Origin of the sequence: Burkholderia sp. Bp9016 (genome assembly GCF_003857765.1) — a bacterium.
Classification (GTDB): domain Bacteria; phylum Pseudomonadota; class Gammaproteobacteria; order Burkholderiales; family Burkholderiaceae; genus Burkholderia.
The window spans coordinates 180,373-200,495 of the sequence record NZ_QTPY01000004.1 but is presented as its reverse complement, the minus strand read 5'-3'; the positions used below and the strand labels follow the sequence as shown (position 1 = coordinate 200,495).

The 20,123-nt window shown below is 65.6% G+C and carries 20 protein-coding genes; 8 read left to right on the top strand and 12 right to left on the bottom strand.

Translation table 11 applies throughout. The features are described 5' to 3' along the window. Nucleotides 1-79: 79 nt before the first annotated feature. From modB to DIE13_RS07025, 3 genes are all read right to left on the bottom strand, one after another. Entirely contained in the window at nucleotides 80-757 is a 678-nt protein-coding gene (gene modB / locus DIE13_RS07035) for a molybdate ABC transporter permease subunit (RefSeq protein ID WP_124826592.1), read from the bottom strand. Between the two features lie 10 nt (nucleotides 758-767). Further along, nucleotides 768-1,565, bottom strand: a complete 798-nt coding sequence (gene modA, locus DIE13_RS07030) for a molybdate ABC transporter substrate-binding protein (RefSeq protein ID WP_124826461.1) — start codon at nucleotides 1,563-1,565, stop codon at nucleotides 768-770. Between the two features lie 136 nt (nucleotides 1,566-1,701). Beyond that, entirely contained in the window at nucleotides 1,702-2,400 is a 699-nt protein-coding gene (locus DIE13_RS07025) for a phosphatase PAP2 family protein (protein WP_124826460.1), read from the bottom strand. A gap of 249 nt (nucleotides 2,401-2,649) precedes the next feature. Between DIE13_RS07025 and DIE13_RS07020 the strand changes: the two genes are divergently transcribed. Both DIE13_RS07020 and DIE13_RS07015 read left to right on the top strand, forming a co-directional pair. Then, nucleotides 2,650-3,759, top strand: a complete 1,110-nt coding sequence (locus tag DIE13_RS07020) for a PHB depolymerase family esterase (protein ID WP_124826459.1) — start codon at nucleotides 2,650-2,652, stop codon at nucleotides 3,757-3,759. An 81-nt stretch (nucleotides 3,760-3,840) separates the two neighbouring features. Next, entirely contained in the window at nucleotides 3,841-4,017 is a 177-nt protein-coding gene (locus tag DIE13_RS07015; RefSeq protein WP_124826458.1) for a DUF3563 family protein, read from the top strand. Between the two features lie 107 nt (nucleotides 4,018-4,124). On the opposite strand, the gene DIE13_RS07010 is transcribed toward DIE13_RS07015, so the two are convergent. From DIE13_RS07010 to DIE13_RS06990, 5 genes are all read right to left on the bottom strand, one after another. Continuing rightward, on the bottom strand, nucleotides 4,125-4,544 hold the full coding sequence (locus DIE13_RS07010) for an organic hydroperoxide resistance protein (RefSeq protein ID WP_011658280.1): 420 nt from the start codon (nucleotides 4,542-4,544) through the stop codon (nucleotides 4,125-4,127). 154 nt (nucleotides 4,545-4,698) lie between these two features. Beyond that, nucleotides 4,699-5,151: a MarR family winged helix-turn-helix transcriptional regulator gene (locus DIE13_RS07005; RefSeq protein ID WP_124826457.1), complete on the bottom strand. Its 453-nt coding sequence runs from the start codon at nucleotides 5,149-5,151 to the stop codon at nucleotides 4,699-4,701. Nucleotides 5,152-5,323: 172 nt separating this feature from the next. Then, entirely contained in the window at nucleotides 5,324-6,133 is an 810-nt protein-coding gene (locus tag DIE13_RS07000) for a BPSS1780 family membrane protein (RefSeq protein WP_124826456.1), read from the bottom strand. After that, nucleotides 6,124-7,122: a homoserine kinase gene (locus DIE13_RS06995; RefSeq protein ID WP_124826455.1), complete on the bottom strand. Its 999-nt coding sequence runs from the start codon at nucleotides 7,120-7,122 to the stop codon at nucleotides 6,124-6,126. The genes DIE13_RS07000 and DIE13_RS06995 overlap by 10 nt, the downstream gene beginning before the upstream one ends. A 107-nt stretch (nucleotides 7,123-7,229) precedes the next feature. Continuing rightward, nucleotides 7,230-7,637, bottom strand: a complete 408-nt coding sequence (locus tag DIE13_RS06990) for a hypothetical protein (RefSeq protein WP_124826454.1) — start codon at nucleotides 7,635-7,637, stop codon at nucleotides 7,230-7,232. 140 nt (nucleotides 7,638-7,777) lie between these two features. On the opposite strand from DIE13_RS06990, the gene DIE13_RS06985 reads away from it, so the two are divergent. Further along, nucleotides 7,778-9,304 (top strand): AMP nucleosidase, encoded by a 1,527-nt coding sequence (locus DIE13_RS06985; RefSeq protein ID WP_124826453.1) that lies wholly within the window; start codon nucleotides 7,778-7,780, stop codon nucleotides 9,302-9,304. Nucleotides 9,305-9,418: 114 nt separating this feature from the next. Here the strand turns inward: DIE13_RS06985 and DIE13_RS06980 are convergent, their stop codons facing one another. Together DIE13_RS06980 and DIE13_RS06975 are read right to left on the bottom strand one after the other, a co-directional pair. Then, complete coding sequence (locus tag DIE13_RS06980; RefSeq protein WP_124826452.1) at nucleotides 9,419-9,697, bottom strand: hypothetical protein; 279 nt, start codon at nucleotides 9,695-9,697, stop codon at nucleotides 9,419-9,421. A 400-nt stretch (nucleotides 9,698-10,097) separates the two neighbouring features. Next, the gene (locus DIE13_RS06975; RefSeq protein ID WP_124826451.1) at nucleotides 10,098-10,859 is read right to left on the bottom strand and encodes a TIGR00730 family Rossman fold protein; all 762 of its coding nucleotides are present in this window, start codon (nucleotides 10,857-10,859) and stop codon (nucleotides 10,098-10,100) included. Nucleotide 10,860: 1 nt separating this feature from the next. On the opposite strand from DIE13_RS06975, the gene polA reads away from it, so the two are divergent. From polA to DIE13_RS06960, 3 genes are all read left to right on the top strand, one after another. Beyond that, complete coding sequence (gene polA / locus DIE13_RS06970; protein WP_124826450.1) at nucleotides 10,861-13,614, top strand: DNA polymerase I; 2,754 nt, start codon at nucleotides 10,861-10,863, stop codon at nucleotides 13,612-13,614. 281 nt (nucleotides 13,615-13,895) lie between these two features. Further along, a complete protein-coding gene (locus tag DIE13_RS06965; RefSeq protein WP_124826449.1) occupies nucleotides 13,896-15,230 on the top strand; it encodes an NAD(P)/FAD-dependent oxidoreductase in 1,335 nt (444 codons plus the stop codon). 419 nt (nucleotides 15,231-15,649) lie between these two features. Further along, nucleotides 15,650-16,525 carry a dienelactone hydrolase family protein gene (locus DIE13_RS06960; protein WP_124826448.1) on the top strand — a complete coding sequence of 292 codons (876 nt, stop codon included), beginning with the start codon at nucleotides 15,650-15,652 and terminating at the stop codon, nucleotides 16,523-16,525. A 51-nt stretch (nucleotides 16,526-16,576) separates the two neighbouring features. Here DIE13_RS06960 and DIE13_RS06955 read toward each other — a convergent pair whose 3' ends face one another. Both DIE13_RS06955 and DIE13_RS06950 read right to left on the bottom strand, forming a co-directional pair. Continuing rightward, entirely contained in the window at nucleotides 16,577-17,446 is an 870-nt protein-coding gene (locus DIE13_RS06955) for a sulfurtransferase (RefSeq protein ID WP_124826447.1), read from the bottom strand. Nucleotides 17,447-17,563: 117 nt separating this feature from the next. Beyond that, entirely contained in the window at nucleotides 17,564-18,670 is a 1,107-nt protein-coding gene (locus tag DIE13_RS06950) for an aromatic ring-hydroxylating oxygenase subunit alpha (RefSeq protein WP_124826446.1), read from the bottom strand. Nucleotides 18,671-18,941: 271 nt separating this feature from the next. Here DIE13_RS06950 and DIE13_RS06945 point away from each other — a divergent pair, with 271 nt between their 5' ends. Both DIE13_RS06945 and DIE13_RS06940 read left to right on the top strand, forming a co-directional pair. Beyond that, nucleotides 18,942-19,235 carry an exodeoxyribonuclease VII small subunit gene (locus DIE13_RS06945; protein ID WP_124826445.1) on the top strand — a complete coding sequence of 98 codons (294 nt, stop codon included), beginning with the start codon at nucleotides 18,942-18,944 and terminating at the stop codon, nucleotides 19,233-19,235. Continuing rightward, nucleotides 19,232-20,116, top strand: a complete 885-nt coding sequence (locus DIE13_RS06940) for a polyprenyl synthetase family protein (RefSeq protein WP_124826444.1) — start codon at nucleotides 19,232-19,234, stop codon at nucleotides 20,114-20,116. The genes DIE13_RS06945 and DIE13_RS06940 overlap by 4 nt, the downstream gene beginning before the upstream one ends. Nucleotides 20,117-20,123: the final 7 nt, after the last annotated feature.

The following is a 20,123-nucleotide window of genomic DNA, read 5'->3' as shown; positions in this document are numbered from 1 at the left end:
CGTCGTGCAGCGCGGCGCGTGGCGGAAAGGCGGATCGTCATGCGGCGCGCAGCCGGACGACGCGGATGTGACGCGCGCGTCATGTCAACTGGTTCCGGCCGGCCCGCGACGGCACAAGCCAGCCGGTCGCGAGCAACACGAGCACGCAGGTGATCGACGTCACGAGCACGAGGAAGTTGGCCGTGTTGTCGTCGCCGGCCTGCACGGCGGCATAGATCGCGACCGACAGCGTCTGCGTGCGGCCGGGCAGGTTGCCGGCGATCATCAGCGTCGCGCCGAATTCGCCGAGCGCGCGCGCGAACGCGAGCAGCGCACCGGCGAGGATGCCGCGCGTGGCGAGCGGCAGCGTCACGCGGAAGAACACCGCGGCTTCGCCGAGCCCGAGCGTGCGCGCCGCGCGCTCGAGATGCGGATCGACGCTCTCGAACGCGGTGCGCGCCGACTTCAGGACCAGCGGGAACGCGACGACCATCGATGCGACCACCGCGCCCTGCCACGTGAAGACGAGCTCGATGCCGAGCTTGTCGAGCCATGCGCCGAACACGCCGCGCCTGCCGAGCAGCACGAGCAGGTAGTAGCCGAGCACCGTCGGCGGCAGCACGAGCGGCAGCGTCAGCAGCGAATCGACGACGTCGCGCATCGGCGAGCGCCAGCGTGCGAGTACGAAGGCGGCCGCGACGCCGAGCACGATGTCGAGCGCGGTCGCCCAGCCGGCGACCTTCAGCGACAACAGCAGCGGTACCCAGGCGTCCTGCATCACGCTACGCTCACTTGCCCGCGGGCTTGAAGCCGAACGTCGACAGCACGGCCTGGCCCTGCGGCGACGCGACGAAGTCGATGAACGACTGCGCCTGCGCGGCATGGCGGCTGTCCTTGACCACCGCGATCGGATAGGTGATGGCTGTTTGCGTCGGCACGGTCAGTGCGACTTTCACGCGGCCCGGCATGATCGCCGCGTCGGTGCCGAACACGAAGCCCGCGTCGACTTCGCCGCGCGCGACGTAATCGAGGCTCTGGCGCACGTTCGCCGCCAGCACGCCCTTCGCGCTGATCGCGTCCCACACGCCGGCCGCGCGCAGCGCGCCTTCGGTGTAGCGGCCGACCGGCACCGACGCCGGGTCGCCGTACGCGACACGCTTCACGCCCGGCGCCGTCAGGTCGTTCAGCGACGTCGGTGCTGCCGCGTGGCTGTCAGCCGGCACGATCAGCACGAGCGAGTTCGCGGCGAAATCGCGGCGCGTGCCGGGCACGATGACGTTTTCGCTGACCGCGCGATCCATCGCCTTCTGGTCGGCGGACGCGAACACGTCGGCCGGTGCGCCTTTGGCGATCTGCTGCATCAGCACGTCCGACGCGCCGAAGTTGAACAGCACCTTGGTGTCCGGATGCTGCTTCTGGTATGCATCGCCGACGGCCTTGAACGCGTTCGTCAGGCTCGCGGCTGCCGAAACGACCAGTTCGTCGGCAGCGGAAGCCGGTGCGCTGAACGCGATCCCGGCGGCAAGCGTGGCGATTGGCAGAAAGCGGAGCAGAGTGCGGCGAAGCGGGCGAACGGTTGAGCGCATGGTCTGATCGTTTGAATGGTGGAAAACCGTAATCGTAATATAGGGCAGGTTATAACGCTCGACATACCGCTCATGTGACGGTGCACATGAAATTGTCAGACGTGAGAGCGGGCGGGAATGACGCTCGCGTGGCCCGTTACGCGTGCAGCAATGCCGCCGACGATTCGCTGCGCTGCAGCGACGACGGCTGCGACGCCGGCCGGTAGTTCGGATTGGCTTTCCAGCGTGCGCGAACGAACGGGCGCTTGTGCCCCGACAATTCCAGCGCGACCTTCGTGACCCAGCGGTGCGACGGGACCGTGATGCCGTGCAGTGCGACCGTGACGAGGGCGAGGCTGGCGACCACGGCCGGCACCGACCAGCGGTGCGGCACGGCGCGCCACGAACCGGCGATGAACGCGAGCGCGGCGATCGCGCCGACGATGCAGCCGGTGATCGATTCGGACGGCGAATGGGCATCCAGCGCGACGCGCGATACGCCGACCGCGATGCCGGCCGCGAGCCCGAGCGCGATGCCGGCGATCCGGATCGGCGCGCGCGTGCGGATCAGCGCGAGGAAGATCGCGACGGGATACACCGACGTCGACAGCATCGCGTGGCCGCTGAAGCCTGTGAAGTCCCATGAGCGGATGCCGATGCCCCAGCCGAGGAACGCGATCTTCGTGAGCGCGACGATCGCGATCGCGGCCGCGAGCACCCCCAGCCATGCGGCCGAACGCTGCCACGAATAGCCGAGCGCCAGCCAGACGGCGATCGTGACCGCGAGCGGCAACGTCAGGCCGGCGCCGCCGAATGCGGTGATCATGATCCACAGGTGAGACGACAGGTCGAACATCGGGAAGGGGACAGGCAGAGGCGGGACGAATGCTTAAATCAACGCGCGAGCCGGAAAGAACGACTACAACGGATACAAGCGGCCAAACCCGAGTATAGCGCCGCGTGTGCTCGAGGCCCGTTTTTCGCGGCGCGGGGAACTATCCCCATGCAGGAAAAATCCCAGAAACAGTGTTATGGTGCATTGCACAAACGTGAACGATGCCCCCTGTGTGGTGTCCCCCATTTTCCCTGACTGCGAGCCCGATCGATGACCAAAAGTCTGACGAAGGTATGGCTGGGCGGCGTGAAACGCATGCTGTCTCCGGCTGCCAAACGTGCGGCGCGCGATGCCCAGCGGATCACGCGAGATACGCTCGAGGCCGCAGCGTCGTCCGCTGCTGCTGATCTGTCCCCGCCGCGAGAATCGCGCGTGCGACCCCGCGCGGCTGCGTGGGCGGCCGGCGAATGGACGCGCGGCGAGCATCCGATGGCGCCGGCGCTCGGGCGCCTGGTCCAGCAACTTGCATATGGCCTCTATGTGCCACCAGGCCGTCGACGTGGCGCGATGCCGCTCGTTGTGATGCTGCACGGCTGCCAGCAATCGGCCGACGAGTTTGCGCAGGGTACCCGGATGAACCTGCTGGCCGATAAGCACGGTTTCGCGGTGCTGTACCCGGAGCAATCGCTGCGTGCGCATGCGCACGGCTGCTGGCACTGGTACGAAGACACCGACCGCGCGGGCCGCGGCGAAGCGGATGCGGTCGCATCGCTCGTCGACGCGCTCGTCGACGAGCACGGTTTCGATGCGTCGCGCGTGTACGTCGCGGGTCTGTCGGCCGGCGCGGGCCTCGCGTCGCTGCTCGCGCTGCACCATCCCGACCGCTTCGCGGCGGTCGCGCTGCATTCGGGCCCGGCGCTCGGCGAGGCGAATTCCGGGATCAGCGCGATGGACGTGATGCGGCGCGGTCTGCGGCAGAACCCGGCCGTGGCCGTCGATGCGCTGGTCGACCCCGGTTCGCATCCGGGCATGCCCGCGCTGATCGTGCAGGGCGACGGCGACCATGTCGTCGCGCCGAAGAACGCCGATCAGTTGACCGTCCAGTTCATGCGCCTGAACGGGCTCGCGGACAGCCGCGGCGCGCTGCGCGGCGGCGACCGCGCGGAGACGCGCGAGGCGGGCGCGCAGATCACCGACGTGCGTCGCGACGGCGAACCGGTTGTGCGGCTTTGCCACGTGAAAGGGCTCGATCATGCGTGGGCGGGCGGGGACGAAGCCGTGCCGTTTCACGCGGCCGTCGGCCCCGATGCGAGCGCCATGATCTGGTCCTTTTTCGAACAGAATCGTCGAACTGTGGCGACCGAGCGACGCACCGTCTGATCGACGCTAGCCAAGATTTAGGGTTTTCCCTATAATTCGGGAAAACCCTAGTCGAAGAACCTTTGGATTGCGAGATCGAACATGTACCTGCTGAGCCACCTCTTCCTGATGCTGACCAAAAACGCCGAGAAGGCCTCGAAAGAGCGCGCCGAAGCGTACCTGTCCGAAGCGACCGACATCTACGATCTCGAATTCCGTATGCGCAAGATCGATCGCGAAGCGGCGATGAGCCGTCCGTTCTCGTTCGGCTCGCGTTAAGCAGCGCAGCTCGGGCCGGCTCGTCAGTCGGTCCTGCGAATCACGCAAAAGGGCGTGTGCGGCACAAGCCGCACACGCCCTTTTTGCATTTGACGTCGCGCGTCGCGTCAGACGACCGTCAGTCGCACCGGCACGTTGTTGCGCGTGGCGTTCGAGTACGGGCACACGTGGTGCGCCTTGTCGACCAGCGCCTGCGCGTCGGCCTTGTCGAGACCGGGCAGCGACACGCGCAGCTCGATGTCCAGCCCGAAGCCGCCTGCATCGTTCGGGCCGATGCCCACTTCTGCCGTGACCTGCGTGTCGGCCGGCAGCGTCTGCTTGTTCTGGCCGGCGACGAATTTCATCGCGCTCAGGAAACAGGCCGAGTAGCCTGCGGCAAAGAGCTGCTCCGGATTCGTGCCTTCGGCGCCCGTGCCGCCGAGCTCGCGCGGCGCGGCCAGCTTTACTTCCAGCTTGTTGTCGGCGGACACCGCGCGGCCGTCGCGGCCGCCCGTGCTTGTGGCGCTCGTCTTGTACAGAATGTTCATCGTGCAGCTCCTGTCGAAAGAAAGGGAGGAAAGCGGCCCGGTCGGACGGGGTGTCGCCGGCCACGAAGAAAATATAGAACACAAATGATTTGTGTGCAAATGAAATTTCAAAGAAAAGGCCCGGCGGTGCCGGGCCCGCTGGCGGAGCGGTGCGTCAGCTTTCGTTGGCGTCCGACAGCGCGCTGCGCAGTTGCTGGAGATCCGCGCGCAGCCGCACCAGGAACTCGGGTGTTTGCTGCATCGCGCAAAAGAGATCGGCGGGTACCGAGCGTGCCTTGTCCTTCAGCGCGCGTCCCTCTGCTGTCACGCGCACGTTCACGACGCGCTCGTCGGTCGCGCTGCGCACGCGCTCGACATAGCCGAGTGCCTCGAGCCGTTTCAGCAGCGGCGTGACGGTGGCCGGGTCGAGGTCGAGCCGGCCGGCGATGTCCTTCACCGCGATGTCGTCGCGTTCCCACAGCACGAGCATTGCCAGATATTGGGGATAGGTCAGTGACAGCTTGTCGAGCAACGGCTTGTACGCCTTCGTCATCGCATGCGAAGTGGCGTACAGCGCGAAGCAGAGTTGCTCGTCGAGCGTCTGGGGCAACTGGGGCAGACGGTCCATGATTCAGGCGGCGCGGCGGACGCGCTAACGATTTGCACGCAAATTATTTTGCGCGCAAATGATTGGGTTGAACAGGGGAGCTGGGCAAGCGGCGGCGGGCTGGACGGGCCGGCGGCGATGTCCGGCCCTGGCGGGGGGAGGCGGCCGGCGATGCGCGCCGGCCGATCCGGGTTCAGCGGCCCGACGCGGGCGTCGGGGCGCCCGGTTCCTGCACGCCGAAGCAGCCGCGATAGGTCGCGTAGAACGAGCAGTACATCATCGTGACGATGATGATCGTCACCGGCATCATGATCGTCAGCCCGTAGGCGCCGGCGCCGAGCGCCTGCAGCAGCAGCGACAGGCCGAACGACGTGCCGAGCGCCACGCCGAACCACAGCAGGCCGTACACGACGAACGCGCCGCGATTGCGCCAGCAGCTGACGATGCTGAAGAACAGCGCCTTGGCGGGTGGAATGTCATGCCACGCGGTGAGCACGGGAGCGAACCAGAACAGCATCGCGACCGGCGCGTAGAGCAGCGTCGCGAGGAGCAGGGCGCCGAGCGTGCCTTGCGCGGCGAGCGCTTCCGGCGTGGTGCTCGTGTCGCCCGTCGTGCCCAGCATCATGTGGAGCAGTGCGCCGCCGTCCACGATCGACGAAGCGGCGAACACCAGCACCATCAGCGCGACATAGACGACGCCGAGCACGAGCAGCCGTTGCGTCGTGGCCGGGCCGTACGAGCGGAAGCCGTCGATGAGGATCGTCGGCATCACCGGTTTGCCGGCCACCGTGTCGCGGCACGCGGCCATGAAGCCGACCGCGATGCCGGGGATGAACAGCAGCGGCAGCGCCGCGCCGACCACCGGCACCATCGACACCAGCGTGATCGCCAGCAGGTACGTGAAAAACAGCGTGATGAACGCGAGCGGGTTCCGGCGGAACAGCCAGATGCCTTGACGGAACCAGACATAGCCCGCTTTCGCGGGCACTTCGATCAGTTGCATGCGGTGTGGATCTCGGGAAGCGCGGGCGTATGGGCAATACGCTCACGCAGGATGCGTTCGAAATGGCCGGGGTCGTGCGGTTTGAGCATTTCGGCCGCGCGCGGCAGGTAGAAGTCGTACAGGCGCGATACCCAGAAGCGGTACGCGCCGGCGCGCAGCATGTCGCTCCAGTGGCGGCGTTCCTCGGCCGTGAACGGGCGCACCGTCTGGTACGCGCGCAGCAGTGCGTCCGCGCGCGCGACGTCGAGCACGCCGGTCGCGAGGTCGACGCACCAGTCGTTGACGGTGACCGCGACGTCGAACAGCCATTTGTCGCAGCCGGCGAAATAGAAGTCGAAGAACCCGCCGAGCCGGACGTCATGGCCGGTATCGGGCGCCGCGTGCGCAAACAGCACGTTGTCGCGGAACAGGTCGCAGTGGCACGGGCCGCTCGGCAGCGCCGCGTAGTCGTCCGACGCGAAGAAGGTGGCCTGGTGCGCCAGTTCGCCCTCGAGCAGTGTGCGCTGCGCGTCCGAGATGAACGGGACGATTGCCGGCACGTTCTCCTGCCACCACGGCAGGCTGCGCAGGTTCGGCTGGTAGCGCGGGTAGTCGCGCCCTGCCAGGTGCAGGCGGGCGAGCATCTGCCCGACCTCGATGCAGTGTTCGACCCCCGGTGCGAGCTCGGCGGCCCCGTCGAGCTTCGTGACGATCGCCGCCGGCTTGCCGTGCAGCTCGCCGAACAGCGCGCCGTCGTCGCGCGGGATCGGATCCGGCACCGGCACGCCGTGGCCGGCCAGATGGCGCATCAGGTCCAGGTAGAACGGAAGTTGCTCCGCCGTCAGCTTTTCGAAGATCGTGAGGACGTATTCGCCGCGCGTCGTCGTCAGGAAGAAATTGCTGTTTTCGATGCCGGACGGAATGCCGCGGAACGCCAGCACGTCGCCCAGTTCATAGTGGCGCATCCATTGCGCGAGATCGGAGTCGGAAACAGCGGTGAAAACGGCCATGCGGGATGCGTCTGGTCAGTTGTCGGCCCGCGCGGGGCGTGCAGCGCGACAGGAGGTGAAGGGGGAACTGGCGTGCCGCGTCGGGATCGATGCGGCGCGGCAGGAAATCAGTAGCGCAGGTTGACCGACGGCAGGCGCGTGATCGGGACGCCCGCGTCGTGCGGCTTCGGCGACGTGTCGAGCGTCGAGCTCATCTGGTAGCGCGTGCCGAAGTTCGACTTCACGTCGATCTCGACCGGCTTGCCGCGATCGCGATACTCGGTGACCTCGGTGCCGTTCTTGCTTTTTTCATGGAAGCTCGGCGTGCGGCGGATGTCGGCGAAGTCTACTTTCGACGTGACTTCGGCGCCCGGCCGGTTGATCTTGCGGAGATCGGGCAGGCCGGCGGCTTCGTTGGCCTCGGCCTGGGCCTGCGCGTCGGCGGCCGGCGTGCTGCCGGCGGCGTAGGCGGCGCCGGCAGTGGCAAACACGCCAGCGAACGCGGCGGCAGCGGCGACGAGAATGAGCGGCTTCATGATGAGTCTCCAGTGAACCTTCCGATTTTAGCAAATACTGCGCGTCGCCCGGCCTTCACGTGCAGGCGGCCTGCAAGCGGGCGGCCATGATCGTGACCGGGTTCCGTGGTAATGTCGTCGGATCAGACGAGGTGATGAAAATGAAGAACGATTTGAGCCGCCGGCACCGGGTGCTGACGCCCGAGAGCCCGCCCGTCGAAGCATTCGACGACCCGATCGCCGCCGTCGCGCGGCTGTCGGCGATCTACGACACGAATACCGGTTTCCTGCGCGATGCATTCGCGCGCTATCGCCGCCACGAACCGATCACCGAGCACGTGCGTGCGTGCTATCCGTTTGTACGGATCCGCACCGAAGTCAACACGCATGTCGATTCGCGCCGCTCGTACGGTTTCGTCGCGGGCCCGGGCGTGTTCGAGACCACCGTCACGCGTCCCGATCTCTTCGCGAACTACTATCGCGAGCAACTGCGTCTGCTGTCGAAGAACCACCATGTGAAGATCGAGGTCGGCGTGTCGTCGCAGCCGATTCCAATTCACTTCGCGTTCCCCGAAGGGATCCACCTCGAAGGCGAACTCGACCGCGACCGCCTGCTCGCGATGCGCGACATCTTCGATACGCCCGATCTGTCGTATCTCGACGACCGCATCGTCAACGGCACGTTCGAGCCCGAGCATGGCGAGCCGCATCCGCTCGCGCTGTTTACCGCCGCACGCGTCGACTTTTCGCTGCACCGGCTGCGTCACTACACGGCGACGTCGCCCACGCACTTCCAGAACTACGTGCTCTATACGAACTATCAGTTCTACATCGACGAGTTCGTGAAGCTGGGCCGCACGCTGATGACCGAAAGCAGCGATCCGGAGGTGCGTGCGTACCGCAGCGAGTACAGCGCGTTCGTCGAGCCGGGCGACGTCATCACGTACAACGCGAATCTCGGCAGCGAGGCGGCCGAAGGCGCCGCACCGCCGCGGTTGCCGCAGATGCCCGCGTATCACCTGAAGCGCGCGGACGGCAGCGGGATCACGATGGTCAACATCGGCGTCGGCCCGTCGAATGCGAAGACGATCACCGACCACATCGCGGTGCTGCGTCCGCATGCATGGGTGATGCTCGGTCACTGCGCGGGCCTGCGCAACACGCAGCGTCTCGGCGACTACGTGCTCGCACACGGTTACGTGCGCGAGGATCACGTGCTCGACGCCGACCTGCCGCTGTGGGTGCCTATCCCGGCGCTCGCCGAAGTGCAACTCGCACTCGAGCGCGGCGTGGCCGAAGTCACGCAGCTCGAAGGCGTCGAACTGAAGCGCGTGATGCGCACGGGGACGGTCGCGAGTGTCGACAATCGCAACTGGGAGTTGCGCGATCACCGCGAGCCCGTGCAGCGACTGTCGCAGAGCCGGGCGATCGCGCTCGACATGGAAAGCGCGACGATCGCCGCGAACGGGTTCCGCTTCCGCGTACCGTACGGCACGCTGCTGTGCGTATCGGACAAGCCGCTGCACGGCGAGCTGAAACTGCCGGGCATGGCCGACACGTTCTATCGCGGGCAGGTCGACCAGCATCTGCAGATTGGCGTGAAGGCGATGGAGATCCTGCGCACGAACGGGCTTGACAAGCTGCATAGCCGCAAGCTGCGGAGCTTTGCGGAAGTGGCGTTTCAGTAACGCGCGCGGCGCAGCCGCGCCTGCAATGACAAAGGCCGCACGCGAACCTTCGTTCGCGTGCGGCCTTGTTTTTTTACGTCAGTGCGCGGCCTCGAAGGCCCTGCGCCCGGGCGTTCAGCACTCGCCTTTCTTCATGTGTCCCGGCGGGCAGTGGTACCCGTCGCGGCCATCGTGGCCATGGTGGCGCTGATGGTCTTCCCATTCGCGGCGTTCCCAGTAGCGATGGCCGTCCCAGTAGCGGTCGCCGTGCCAGCCGACCACCGCCACGGGTGCCGGCGCGACGACGACCGGCGCGGGCGTGCCGATGTTGACATCGACGTTGACGGCGTGGGCGAGGCCGGACAGCGAGAGGCCGAGGCCGGCGAAGGCGAGGGCGATCAGCGAGCGTTGCATGTTTGTTTCCGTGATGTCGTTGTTGAGAGGTCGGCGCGACGCGATGGACGCGAGGGGGAATCGTTCCACCGGGGGGTCGCCACGCCGACGACTGCAGTGTGCGGGCGCGGCGTGGAAAAGGCGAGGCGCGCTTGTTACGGCGGATTGGCGTGACGCAGCGCGACCGAATGGCGCGCGCGCAGCGTGATTTGACAATGACGAGCCGCACGCACGGGACGTTGCCGCGCATTGCGCGGTGCGGGCTGCCGGGATTTGACATTCGACGGCACGCGGCCGTGAAACCGGATTAACGCGGCGTTACAAAGTCATGCGCGGCAGGAGGCCGAATGGCCATGCCTGCCGCGCGTGAAGCGATACGCCGGCCATGAGGCCGGCCATCGACATCGATCGATTGACGGATTTACAGGTAGAACATGCGGTCTTCTTCGGGCCCCGGCGGATGACCTTCGGTATCGTCCGAGCCCTCCTCTTCGCCGCTGTCCTCGTAGAACGCGAGCACGGCGTCGAGCACCTGGTCGGGATCGTCGATCACCTGCATCAGGTTCATGTCTTCCGGATTGATGAGCCCCATCGGAATCAGCTGATCGCGGAACCACTGCAGCAGGCCCTTCCAGAACTCGCTGCCGACGAGAATGATCGGCACGAGGCGCGACTTTTTCGTCTGGATCAGCGTGAGCACTTCGGACAGTTCGTCGAGCGTGCCGAAGCCGCCCGGCATCACGATCACCGCATCGGAGTTCTTCACGAACGTGACCTTGCGCGTGAAGAAGTGACGGAAGCGCAGCGAGATGTCCTGATAGTGGTTGCCGGCCTGCTCATGCGGCAACTCGATGTTCAGGCCGACCGACGGCGCCTTGCCGGCGTGCGCGCCCTTGTTCGCGGCTTCCATGATGCCGGGGCCGCCGCCGGAGATCACGGCGAAGCCGGCGTCGGAGAGCTTGCGTGCGATCTGCACGGCGAGCTTGTAGTGCGGCGTGTCGGGTTTGAGGCGGGCAGAACCGTAGATGCTGACGGCAGGGCGGATCTCCGACAGGTACTCGGTCGCCTCGATAAACTCTGCCATAATCGTGAACATCTGCCACGATGCGCGTGCCTTCTTGGCCGTCGCGCGTTCTTGATCTGCGAGCGAACGCAGACTCGGAATCACTTTTCTCTTGTTCATAATGCCTGAAGAACGAAATCTGGAAGGTAAGACCCTGCTATTGGTTGACGGTTCGAGCTATCTGTATCGGGCTTACCATGCGATGCCTGATTTGCGTGGCCCTGGCGGGGAGCCGACCGGAGCGCTCTACGGAATCATCAACATGCTGCGCCGTATGCGCAAGGAAGTCAGTGCAGAGTATAGCGCTTGCGTGTTCGATGCAAAGGGCAAGACGTTCCGCGATGACCTTTATGCCGACTATAAGGCAAACCGTCCGTCGATGCCGTCCGATCTTGCATTGCAGGTCGAACCGATTCACGGCGCGGTGCGTGCACTCGGCTGGCCGTTGTTGATGGTCGAGGGTGTCGAAGCCGACGACGTGATCGGCACGCTTGCGCGCGAAGCCGAGCGGCACGGCATGAACGTGATCGTGTCGACCGGCGACAAGGATCTCGCGCAGCTTGTTACCGATCGCGTCACGCTCGTCAATACGATGACCAACGAGACGCTCGATCGAGACGGCGTGATCGCGAAGTTCGGCGTGCCGCCCGAGCGGATCATCGACTACCTGTCGCTGATCGGCGACACCGTCGACAACGTGCCGGGCGTCGAGAAGTGCGGGCCGAAGACGGCCGTCAAGTGGCTGTCGCAATACGACAGCCTCGACGGCGTGATCGAACACGCGGGCGAGATCAAGGGCGTGGTCGGCGACAATCTGCGCCGCGCACTCGACTTCCTGCCGCTCGGCCGCAAGCTCGTAACCGTCGAGACGGCCTGCGATCTCGCGCCGCATCTCGAATCGATCGAGGCGTCGCTGAAATCCGATGGCGAAGCGCGCGACCTGCTGCGCGACATCTTCGCGCGCTACGGCTTCAAGACGTGGCTGCGCGAAGTCGAGAGCGCGCCCGCCGAAGGAGGCGGTGCCGATGCGCCGGAAGGCGAGCCGGCGCCGGTGGTGATGGCCGACATCGTCCGCGAATACGACACGATCCAGACGTGGGAGCAGTTCGACGCATGGTTCGCGAAGATCGATGCGGCCGCACTGACCGCATTCGATACCGAAACCACGTCGCTCGATCCGATGGTGGCGCGACTCGTCGGGCTGTCGTTCTCGATCGAGCCGGGCAAGGCTGCCTATCTGCCGGTTGCGCATCGCGGCCCCGATCTGCCCGAGCAGCTTCCGTTCGACGACGTGCTCGCACGCCTGAAGCCGTGGCTCGAATCGGCCGATCGAAAGAAGGTCGGCCAGCACCTGAAGTACGACGCGCAGGTGCTCGCGAATTACGGTATCGCGCTGAACGGCATCGAGCACGACACGCTGCTCGAATCATACGTGCTCGAATCGCATCGCACACACGATATGGACAGCCTCGCGCTGCGTCATCTGGGCGTCAAGACGATCAAGTACGAAGACGTGGCTGGCAAGGGCGCGAAGCAGATCGGCTTCGATGAAGTCGCGCTCGAGCAGGCCGCTGCGTACGCGGCTGAAGATGCCGACATCACGTTGCAGCTTCATCAGGTGTTGTATCCGCAGGTCGCGCGCGAGCCCGGCCTCGAGCACGTGTATCGCGACATCGAGATGCCGGTGTCGCTCGTGTTGCGCAAGATGGAGCGTACCGGCGTGCTGATCGACGATGCGCTGTTGCAGGCGCAAAGCAGCGAGATCGCCACGCGGCTCATCGAGCTCGAAGGGCAGGCGTACGAACTGGCCGGCGGCGAATTCAATCTCGGCTCGCCGAAGCAGATCGGGCAGATCTTCTTCGAGAAGCTGCAGTTGCCGGTCGTGAAGAAAACGCCGAGCGGCGCACCGTCGACCGACGAAGAAGTGTTGCAGAAGCTGGCCGAGGATTATCCGCTGCCGAAGCTGCTGCTCGAACATCGAGGACTGTCGAAGCTGAAGTCGACGTACACCGACAAGCTGCCGCGCATGGTGAATCCCGAAACGGGCCGCGTGCATACGAACTATGCGCAGGCCGTCGCCGTCACGGGCCGCCTCGCGTCGAACGATCCCAATCTTCAGAACATTCCGGTGCGCACGGCCGAAGGCCGGCGAATTCGCGAGGCATTCATCGCGTCACCGGGCCATCGGATCGTGTCGGCCGACTATTCGCAGATCGAACTGCGGATCATGGCGCACATCTCGGGCGACGCGTCGCTCTTGCGTGCGTTCTCGCAGGGCGAGGACATTCACCGTGCCACCGCCGCTGAAGTGTTCGGCGTGACCCCGCTGGAAGTCAATTCCGACCAGCGCCGGATCGCGAAGGTGATCAACTTCGGGCTCATCTACGGGATGAGCGCGTTCGGCCTCGCGTCGAACCTCGGCATCACGCGCGATGCGGCGAAGCTCTATATCGACCGCTACTTCGCGCGTTACCCCGGTGTTGCGCAGTACATGGAAAATACGCGCGCCGTGGCGAAGGAAAAGGGCTACGTTGAGACCGTTTTCGGCCGTCGTCTGTGGCTGCCGGAAATCAACGGCGGCAACGGCCCGCGCCGTCAGGCGGCCGAACGCGCGGCCATCAATGCACCGATGCAGGGCACGGCGGCCGACCTGATCAAGCTGTCGATGATCGCGGTGGACGACTGGCTCACGCGCGACGGGCTTGCGTCGCGGATGATCATGCAGGTGCACGATGAACTGGTGCTCGAGGTGCCCGACGGCGAACTGTCGCTCGTGCGCGAGAAGTTGCCGGAAATGATGTGCGGCGTCGCGAAGCTGAAGGTCCCGCTCGTCGCCGAAGTCGGCGCCGGTGCGAACTGGGAAGAGGCGCACTGACGCATCGCTGCCTGATTCCCGCATTCCCGCGGCATATTGTTGCGGAGATGTTGAATATCGAGATGGTTTGCTTGTGGTCAACGCGCAAGCTCCCGGACAATGCATGTCAGTCAGGTCATTGTCGCGGGGGCTGCGTGCCCCGCGTTCCGGGATCGGACGCATCGAAGTGCTTCGAACTGCACATCGATGATGTCCGAACTGGTTAATCCAGCGGGCGATGCGAACGCATCGCGTCTGTATCGTCCGGCGGCAGCAGTTTCGAATCGCAAAGGGGGAGTCAGATGCATCGGATCATCATCGTAGGCGGAGGCGCGGGCGGCCTGGAACTGGCGACGCGGCTCGGCGACCGTTACGGCGCGCGCGGCAATCGTCCTGCGCGTGCGCTCGTCACGCTCGTCGACCGCAATCCGACCCACATCTGGAAACCATTGCTGCACGAAGTCGCGGCCGGCAGCATGGACCCGTTCACGCAGGAGCTCGAATACGCGGCGCAGGCGCGCTGGCACGGGTTCGAGTTCCAGCAGGGCGAACTGAGCGCGCTCGACCGTGCCGCGAAGCGCATCACGCTGTCGCCCGTCAACGACAGCGATGGCGAGGAGCTGCTGCCGGCGCGTGACCTCGAATACGACACGCTCGTGATCGCGATCGGCAGCACGACGCACTTCTTCGGCGTGCAGGGCGCGGCGGAAAACACGATCGCGCTGGATACCGTCGGCGAGGCCGAGCGTTTCCGCAAGCGGCTGATCGCTGCGTGCATGCGCGCCGAACATCAGGCGCCTACCGAACCCGTGCCCGGTGCGGCGGCCGAGCCACGCATCCAGGTCGTGATCGTCGGTGGCGGTGCGACGGGCGTCGAGTTGTCCGCGGAGTTGCGCAATACTGCCCAGGTGCTGTCCGTGTACGGTCTGCACAAGCTCGATCCGCGGCACGACGTCGGCATCGTGCTGATCGAATCGGGGCCGCGGATTCTCCCGGCATTGCAGGAGCGCGTGTCCGCGGCGACGGCTGAACTGCTCGAGAAGCTCGGCGTGCGGCTGATGCTTGCCGAGCGCGTGACCGAGGTCGCGCCGGGTGTCGTGCATACCGCGAGCGGCAAGGCGGTGCGCGCGGACCTCACGGTCTGGGCGGCCGGCATCAAGGCGCCGTCGGTGCTGTCGCATCTCGACGGCCTTCAGGTCAACAAGCTTGGCCAGCTCGACGTGCGTCGCACGCTGCAAACTTTCACCGACGACAACGTGTTCGCGCTCGGCGATTGTGCCGCATGCGTGTGGCCGGGCAACGAGCGCAACGTGCCGCCGCGCGCGCAGGCCGCGCACCAGCAGGCGAGCTTCCTGCTGAAGGCGATCGGCTGCCGGCTCGACGGGCGTCCGCTGCCCGAGTTCACGTATCGCGATTTCGGTTCGCTCGTGTCGCTCGGTCACTTCAGCGCGGTCGGCAACCTGATGGGCGGGCTGATCGGCGGCAACATGCTGATCGAAGGGCTGTTCGCGCGGTTCATGTACATGTCGCTGTACCGGCTGCATATCGCGGCGCTGCACGGCTATCCGCGCATGGTGCTCGACACGTTCGCGCACTGGCTGCGGCGCACGACGTTGCCGCGCGTCAAGTTGCACTGAGCGCACGGATCGCGCATGAAGCGGGCAGGGAACGGGTTCCTGCCCGTCGTTGCTTCAGTTGCGGGAAGCGTCGCCGCACGCTGCGCTTGCCAGCGCACCGCTGGCTGCAACGTCTTTTTGTGTTTCGATCGGCAAGCATTCGATTACGCAGCGGCGTGTCGCAGCATACCTGCTGCGTGTGGATTTCCGGTCCCGTCGGCGCGCATCGACATCGCCATCGACACCGCTCGATCGAGTCGTCGTAATCGAGTCTTACACATCTGACAGTTGACGTGGCAACGGATTATTGGGCATCTTGTCCGGGTTTCCGTTTGCGGCGGGGTGCCAACCGCCGCAACAACCGCGCCGTCCGCCGGCGCGATGCCCCGTCAGATCGAATCCGTGACCGTGACGGCGGCGCCCAATCGAGGAGTGCATTCATGTTGAAACCCGAAGTCGACAGCCTGGTTCCCCACGTTCCGTTCTCGCGCCGCAAGTTCATGCAGGCCGCGCTGGGCGGTACTTTCGCGGCAGCGGTGCTGCCCGTGTCGGCGCAGACGGTCACGACCGACAGCGCCGGGCTGGACGTCGACACCATCGAGATCCGCTCGGGCGATGCGAGCATCCCCGCGTATCGCGCGCAACCGGTCGACAAGACGAACTTGCCGGTCGTCATCGTAATTCACGAGATCTTCGGCGTGCATGCGCATATCGCCGACGTCTGTCGCCGCTTCGCGAAGCTCGGCTATCTCGCGATCGCGCCGGATCTGTTCGCACGGCAGGGCAACGCGGCGAAGTATCCGACGATGAAGGAACTGTACGACCACATCATCAGCAAGGTCCCTGACCGGCAGGTCACCGAGGATCTCGATGCGACCGTCGCATGGGCCGGGAAGAACGGCGGCGACCTGTCGCGTCTCGGCGTGACCGGGTTCTGCTGGGGCGGTCGTCAGGCGTGGCTGTATGCGGAGCACAATCCGCACGTGCGCGCCGCGGTGGCGTGGTACGGGTTCGTCGAAGGCAAGACCGACGAGATGACGCCGTTCAATCCGGTCGATCGTGCGTCGTCGCTGAAGGTGCCGGTGCTCGGGCTGTACGGCGAGAAGGATCAGAACATCACGCAGGCGTCGCTCGCGGACATGCGTAAGGCGATCCAGACAAGCGATTCGAAGCTCGCCCGCGAGTCTGAGATCGTCGTCTATCCGGATGCTGGCCACGCGTTTTTCGCCGACTATCGGCCGAGCTACGTGAAGGGTGACGCCGAGGACGGCTGGAAGCGCGCGATCGCGTGGTTCCACAAGTATGGCGTGATGTAAACAGCAAGCGGCGGCCGGGGCCGCCGCTTCGTCATCGTGCCGCGCCGATGCTTACGGCGTCGGGCCGGTCGCGACCGGTCGCGACGGATCGGCGCTCCACTCGCTCCACGAGCCCGGATACAGCGACGCGCCGTGCAGCCCCGCGATCTCTAGCGCGAGCGCGTTGTGGCATGCGGTGACACCCGAGCCGCACTGCAGGATCGCGCGATTCGGTTCGGTGCCGGCCAGCAGTGTCGTGAACGTCTCGCGCAGCTCGTGGCCGGTCTTGAAGCGGCCGTCGGCGTTCAGGTTGTCCTTGAAGAACCGGTTGCGTGCGCCCGGAATGTGGCCGCCCACACGATCGATCGTTTCGTTTTCGCCGCGATAGCGGTCCGGTGCGCGCGCGTCGATCACGACACGCGCGGGCGACGTCACGTTCGCGAGCACGGTTGCCGCATCGACCGTCGATTCGAGCGGCGCCCCCGTACGGAAATCGCCGGCGGCGGGGTGCGGCACGTCGGTCGTCAGCGGCTGGCCGGCCGCTTCCCATGCCTGCAGGCCGCCGTCGAGCACGGCGACCGAATCGTGCCCGAGCCAGCGCAGCAGCCACCACAGGCGCGCTGCATAGGCGCCGCCTTGTGCGTCATAGGCCACGACCTGCTGGCCCTGTTTGACGCCGCGGCTCGCGAGCAGGGTGGCGAGCGCGTCCCGGGTCGGCAGCGGATGGCGGCCGTTGGTGCCCGTCTTGCGTCCGGACAGGTCGCGATCGAGATGAAGGTACTGGGCGCCTGCGATATGGCCGGCCGCATAGGCGGCTTCACCCGCGTTCGGATCGACGAGATCGAAGCGGCAGTCGAACACGGCGACGCTGCCGGGCGCGGCTGCCAGGCGCTCGGCGAGATTGGCTGCGGAGATGAGCGTGGTGTAGTGGGTGTGTGGCATGACGGCTCCCTGGAGTGCAAACGGCCTGGTACTCCAAGTCTAAACAAAAAAAGACGGGCCGAAACCCGTCTTTTCATATGCCGAATGCCGTGCGGCGCCGGAGCGCCGCGGAGGCCGTCAGATATCGCCGAGATGGCGGCGCAGGAACTCGTGGAAGTGCTGCATGCCGTCTTCCATCGGGCTCTGGTATGGACCGACCTGCGACTCGCCGCGCGCCATCAACGCACGCCGGCCTGCGTCCATCCGCATCGCGATTTCGTCGTCCTCGACGGCCGTCTCCATATAAGCGGCGCGCTCGGCCTCGACGAAATCGCGCTCGAACAGCGCGATTTCCTCGGGGTAATAGAACTCGACGATGTTCGTCGTCTTCTGCGGGCCGCGCGGGATCAGCCACGACACGACGAGCACGTGCGGATACCACTCGATCATCAGGCCCGGGTAGTAGACCATCCAGATCGCGCCGAACTCCGGCGGCACGCCGTTGCGGAACTTGAGCACCTGCTCGTGCCACTTCTGGTAGGTCGCGCTGCCCGGCTTGGCGAGCGCGTTGTGCACGCCGACCGTCTGCACGCTGTACCAGTCGCCGAACTCCCAGTTGAGATCGTCGCACGACACGAAGCTGCCGAGGCCCGGGTGGAACGGAACGACGTGGTAATCCTCGAGGTAGACCTCGATGAACGTCTTCCAGTTGTAATCGCACTCGTGCACTTCGACGTGATCGAACTGGTACTCGGAGAAGTCGAAGTGATGCTTCGTGCCGAGGTTCGCCAGGTCGCGCGCGACGTTGCGGCCTTCGGCCTCGAACAGCAGCCCCTGCCAGTTCTGCAGCGGGCTCTTGCCGAGGTTCAGGCACGGCTTGTCGGGGAAGTGCGGTGCGCCGAGCAACTGGCCTTCCAGATCGTACGTCCAGCGGTGCAGCGGGCACACGATGTTCTGTGCGTGGCCGCGCCCGTTGAGCATGATCGCCTGCCGGTGGCGGCACACGTTCGACAGCAGTTCGATCTGGTTCGCCGGATTGCGGACCAGCACGCGGCCTTCCTTCTCGGACGGCAGCGCAAAATAATCCCCCGCCTCGGGCACCATCAACTCGTGCCCGACGTAACGAGGTCCTTTCTTGAAGAGGGTTTCGATCTCGCGCTCGAGCAGCGCCTCATCGAAATATGCAGTGACTGGAAGCTGGCTGTGAGCCGACTTCAACTGAAGCGCATCGCTCAGATTGGACATTCCCACTCCCGGTGTTAGCGTGAAAGCAGTGAACAACCCAACCATCGAAAAATCGATTTAGGGAAACGGGGAATTATACCCGGTTCGCCTCGCAAGGCTAGGATTAAGTGCCTGATTTGTGTCAATTTTTTGTCGGGCGACGATCGCCGGGTGCACAATGTGTGCAACAGAAGGGGCCCGAAGCCGGGCCAGGGTGCCCAAGTCGGCAGGTCGGAAAATTCTCTTTTGCCGTAGAATGTCCGACTTGTTTTGAAATTTGACACCCTCGTCCATGGCGAAAACCGCATCCCAAGGCGCTACCCCGCCCGGTAATGGCACCGAGCCGTTGCCGGATAATTACGAAGCGGCGCTCGCGGAACTCGAGACGCTGGTTGCCCGGATGGAAGGCGGCGCACTGAGCCTCGAGGATTCGCTGGCGGCGTATCGCCGCGGTGCGACCCTCGTTGCATTTTGCCAACAGCAACTCGAGAAGGTGGAGCAGCAGGTCCGCGTGCTCGACGGCGCGACGCTGAAGCCGCTTTCGTCCGGAACGGCCGCCACGGACGGCGAAGACGACGATCTATGACATTCGAACAATGGATGCGGTCCGTGCTCGACCGCGTCGAGGACGCACTCGGCCACTATTTGCCGGCTGAAAACGTGGTGCCCACGCAGCTCCACGAAGCGATGCGCTACGCGGTCCTCGGCGGCGGCAAGCGCGTTCGCCCGCTGCTGTGCCATGCGGCAGGCGAACTGACCGGCGCGACGGAAGCGGCGCGCAACGCGGCGGCGGCGGCGCTGGAGATGATCCACGTCTACTCGCTCGTGCACGACGACATGCCGTGCATGGACGACGACGCGCTGCGACGCGGCAAGCCGACCGTGCACGTGCAGTACGACGAGCCGACGGCGCTGCTGGTCGGCGATGCGCTGCAGTCGCAGGCATTCGTCGCGCTGACCGACGCCGCTGCGCTGTCGCCGGTGCAGCAGGCCGCGCTCGTGCGCGAGCTTGCGCTCGCGAGCGGCTCGATCGGCATGGCCGGCGGTCAGGCGATCGACCTGGCGAGCGTCGGCCTCAAGCTGACGCGTGAACAGCTCGAGACGATGCACCGGATGAAGACGGGCGCGCTGCTGCGTGCGGCCGTGCGGATGGGGGCACTGGCTGGCGAGGCGCCGTCGGCGGAAGCGATGGCTGCGCTCGATGTATACGCGGGGGCCGTGGGTCTGGCCTTTCAGGTCGTCGACGATATTCTCGACGTCACGACCGATTCGGCGACGCTCGGCAAGACGGCCGGCAAGGACGCGGCGAACGACAAGCCGACCTACGTATCGATCCTCGGCCTCGACGCGTCGCGCGAGCTCGCAGCCCAGCTGCGCGCCGAAGCGCACGACGCGCTGAAACCGTTCGGCGCACGCGCACAGCGTCTCGCCGAACTTGCCGACCTGGTGGTGAACCGGGTCAGCTGACGCGAAA

What these genes read in the sequence shown, in the direction of transcription:
- DIE13_RS06965 (WP_124826449.1), top strand. Translation starts at nt 13,896, where the DNA reads ATGCATCGGATCATCATCGTAGGCGGAGGCGCGGGCGGCCTGGAACTG.
- DIE13_RS06995 (WP_124826455.1), bottom strand. Translation starts at nt 7,122, where the DNA reads ATGGCCGTTTTCACCGCTGTTTCCGACTCCGATCTCGCGCAATGGATG.
- modA (WP_124826461.1), bottom strand. Translation starts at nt 1,565, where the DNA reads ATGCGCTCAACCGTTCGCCCGCTTCGCCGCACTCTGCTCCGCTTTCTG.
- DIE13_RS06940 (WP_124826444.1), top strand. Translation starts at nt 19,232, where the DNA reads ATGACATTCGAACAATGGATGCGGTCCGTGCTCGACCGCGTCGAGGAC.
- DIE13_RS06975 (WP_124826451.1), bottom strand. Translation starts at nt 10,859, where the DNA reads ATGAACAAGAGAAAAGTGATTCCGAGTCTGCGTTCGCTCGCAGATCAA.
- DIE13_RS06945 (WP_124826445.1), top strand. Translation starts at nt 18,942, where the DNA reads ATGGCGAAAACCGCATCCCAAGGCGCTACCCCGCCCGGTAATGGCACC.
- DIE13_RS06950 (WP_124826446.1), bottom strand. Translation starts at nt 18,670, where the DNA reads ATGTCCAATCTGAGCGATGCGCTTCAGTTGAAGTCGGCTCACAGCCAG.
- DIE13_RS07020 (WP_124826459.1), top strand. Translation starts at nt 2,650, where the DNA reads ATGACCAAAAGTCTGACGAAGGTATGGCTGGGCGGCGTGAAACGCATG.
- DIE13_RS06960 (WP_124826448.1), top strand. Translation starts at nt 15,650, where the DNA reads ATGTTGAAACCCGAAGTCGACAGCCTGGTTCCCCACGTTCCGTTCTCG.
- DIE13_RS07015 (WP_124826458.1), top strand. Translation starts at nt 3,841, where the DNA reads ATGTACCTGCTGAGCCACCTCTTCCTGATGCTGACCAAAAACGCCGAG.
- DIE13_RS07025 (WP_124826460.1), bottom strand. Translation starts at nt 2,400, where the DNA reads ATGTTCGACCTGTCGTCTCACCTGTGGATCATGATCACCGCATTCGGC.
- DIE13_RS07000 (WP_124826456.1), bottom strand. Translation starts at nt 6,133, where the DNA reads ATGCAACTGATCGAAGTGCCCGCGAAAGCGGGCTATGTCTGGTTCCGT.
- DIE13_RS07005 (WP_124826457.1), bottom strand. Translation starts at nt 5,151, where the DNA reads ATGGACCGTCTGCCCCAGTTGCCCCAGACGCTCGACGAGCAACTCTGC.
- DIE13_RS06985 (WP_124826453.1), top strand. Translation starts at nt 7,778, where the DNA reads ATGAAGAACGATTTGAGCCGCCGGCACCGGGTGCTGACGCCCGAGAGC.
- DIE13_RS07010 (WP_011658280.1), bottom strand. Translation starts at nt 4,544, where the DNA reads ATGAACATTCTGTACAAGACGAGCGCCACAAGCACGGGCGGCCGCGAC.
- DIE13_RS06990 (WP_124826454.1), bottom strand. Translation starts at nt 7,637, where the DNA reads ATGAAGCCGCTCATTCTCGTCGCCGCTGCCGCCGCGTTCGCTGGCGTG.
- polA (WP_124826450.1), top strand. Translation starts at nt 10,861, where the DNA reads ATGCCTGAAGAACGAAATCTGGAAGGTAAGACCCTGCTATTGGTTGAC.
- DIE13_RS06955 (WP_124826447.1), bottom strand. Translation starts at nt 17,446, where the DNA reads ATGCCACACACCCACTACACCACGCTCATCTCCGCAGCCAATCTCGCC.
- modB (WP_124826592.1), bottom strand. Translation starts at nt 757, where the DNA reads ATGCAGGACGCCTGGGTACCGCTGCTGTTGTCGCTGAAGGTCGCCGGC.
- DIE13_RS06980 (WP_124826452.1), bottom strand. Translation starts at nt 9,697, where the DNA reads ATGCAACGCTCGCTGATCGCCCTCGCCTTCGCCGGCCTCGGCCTCTCG.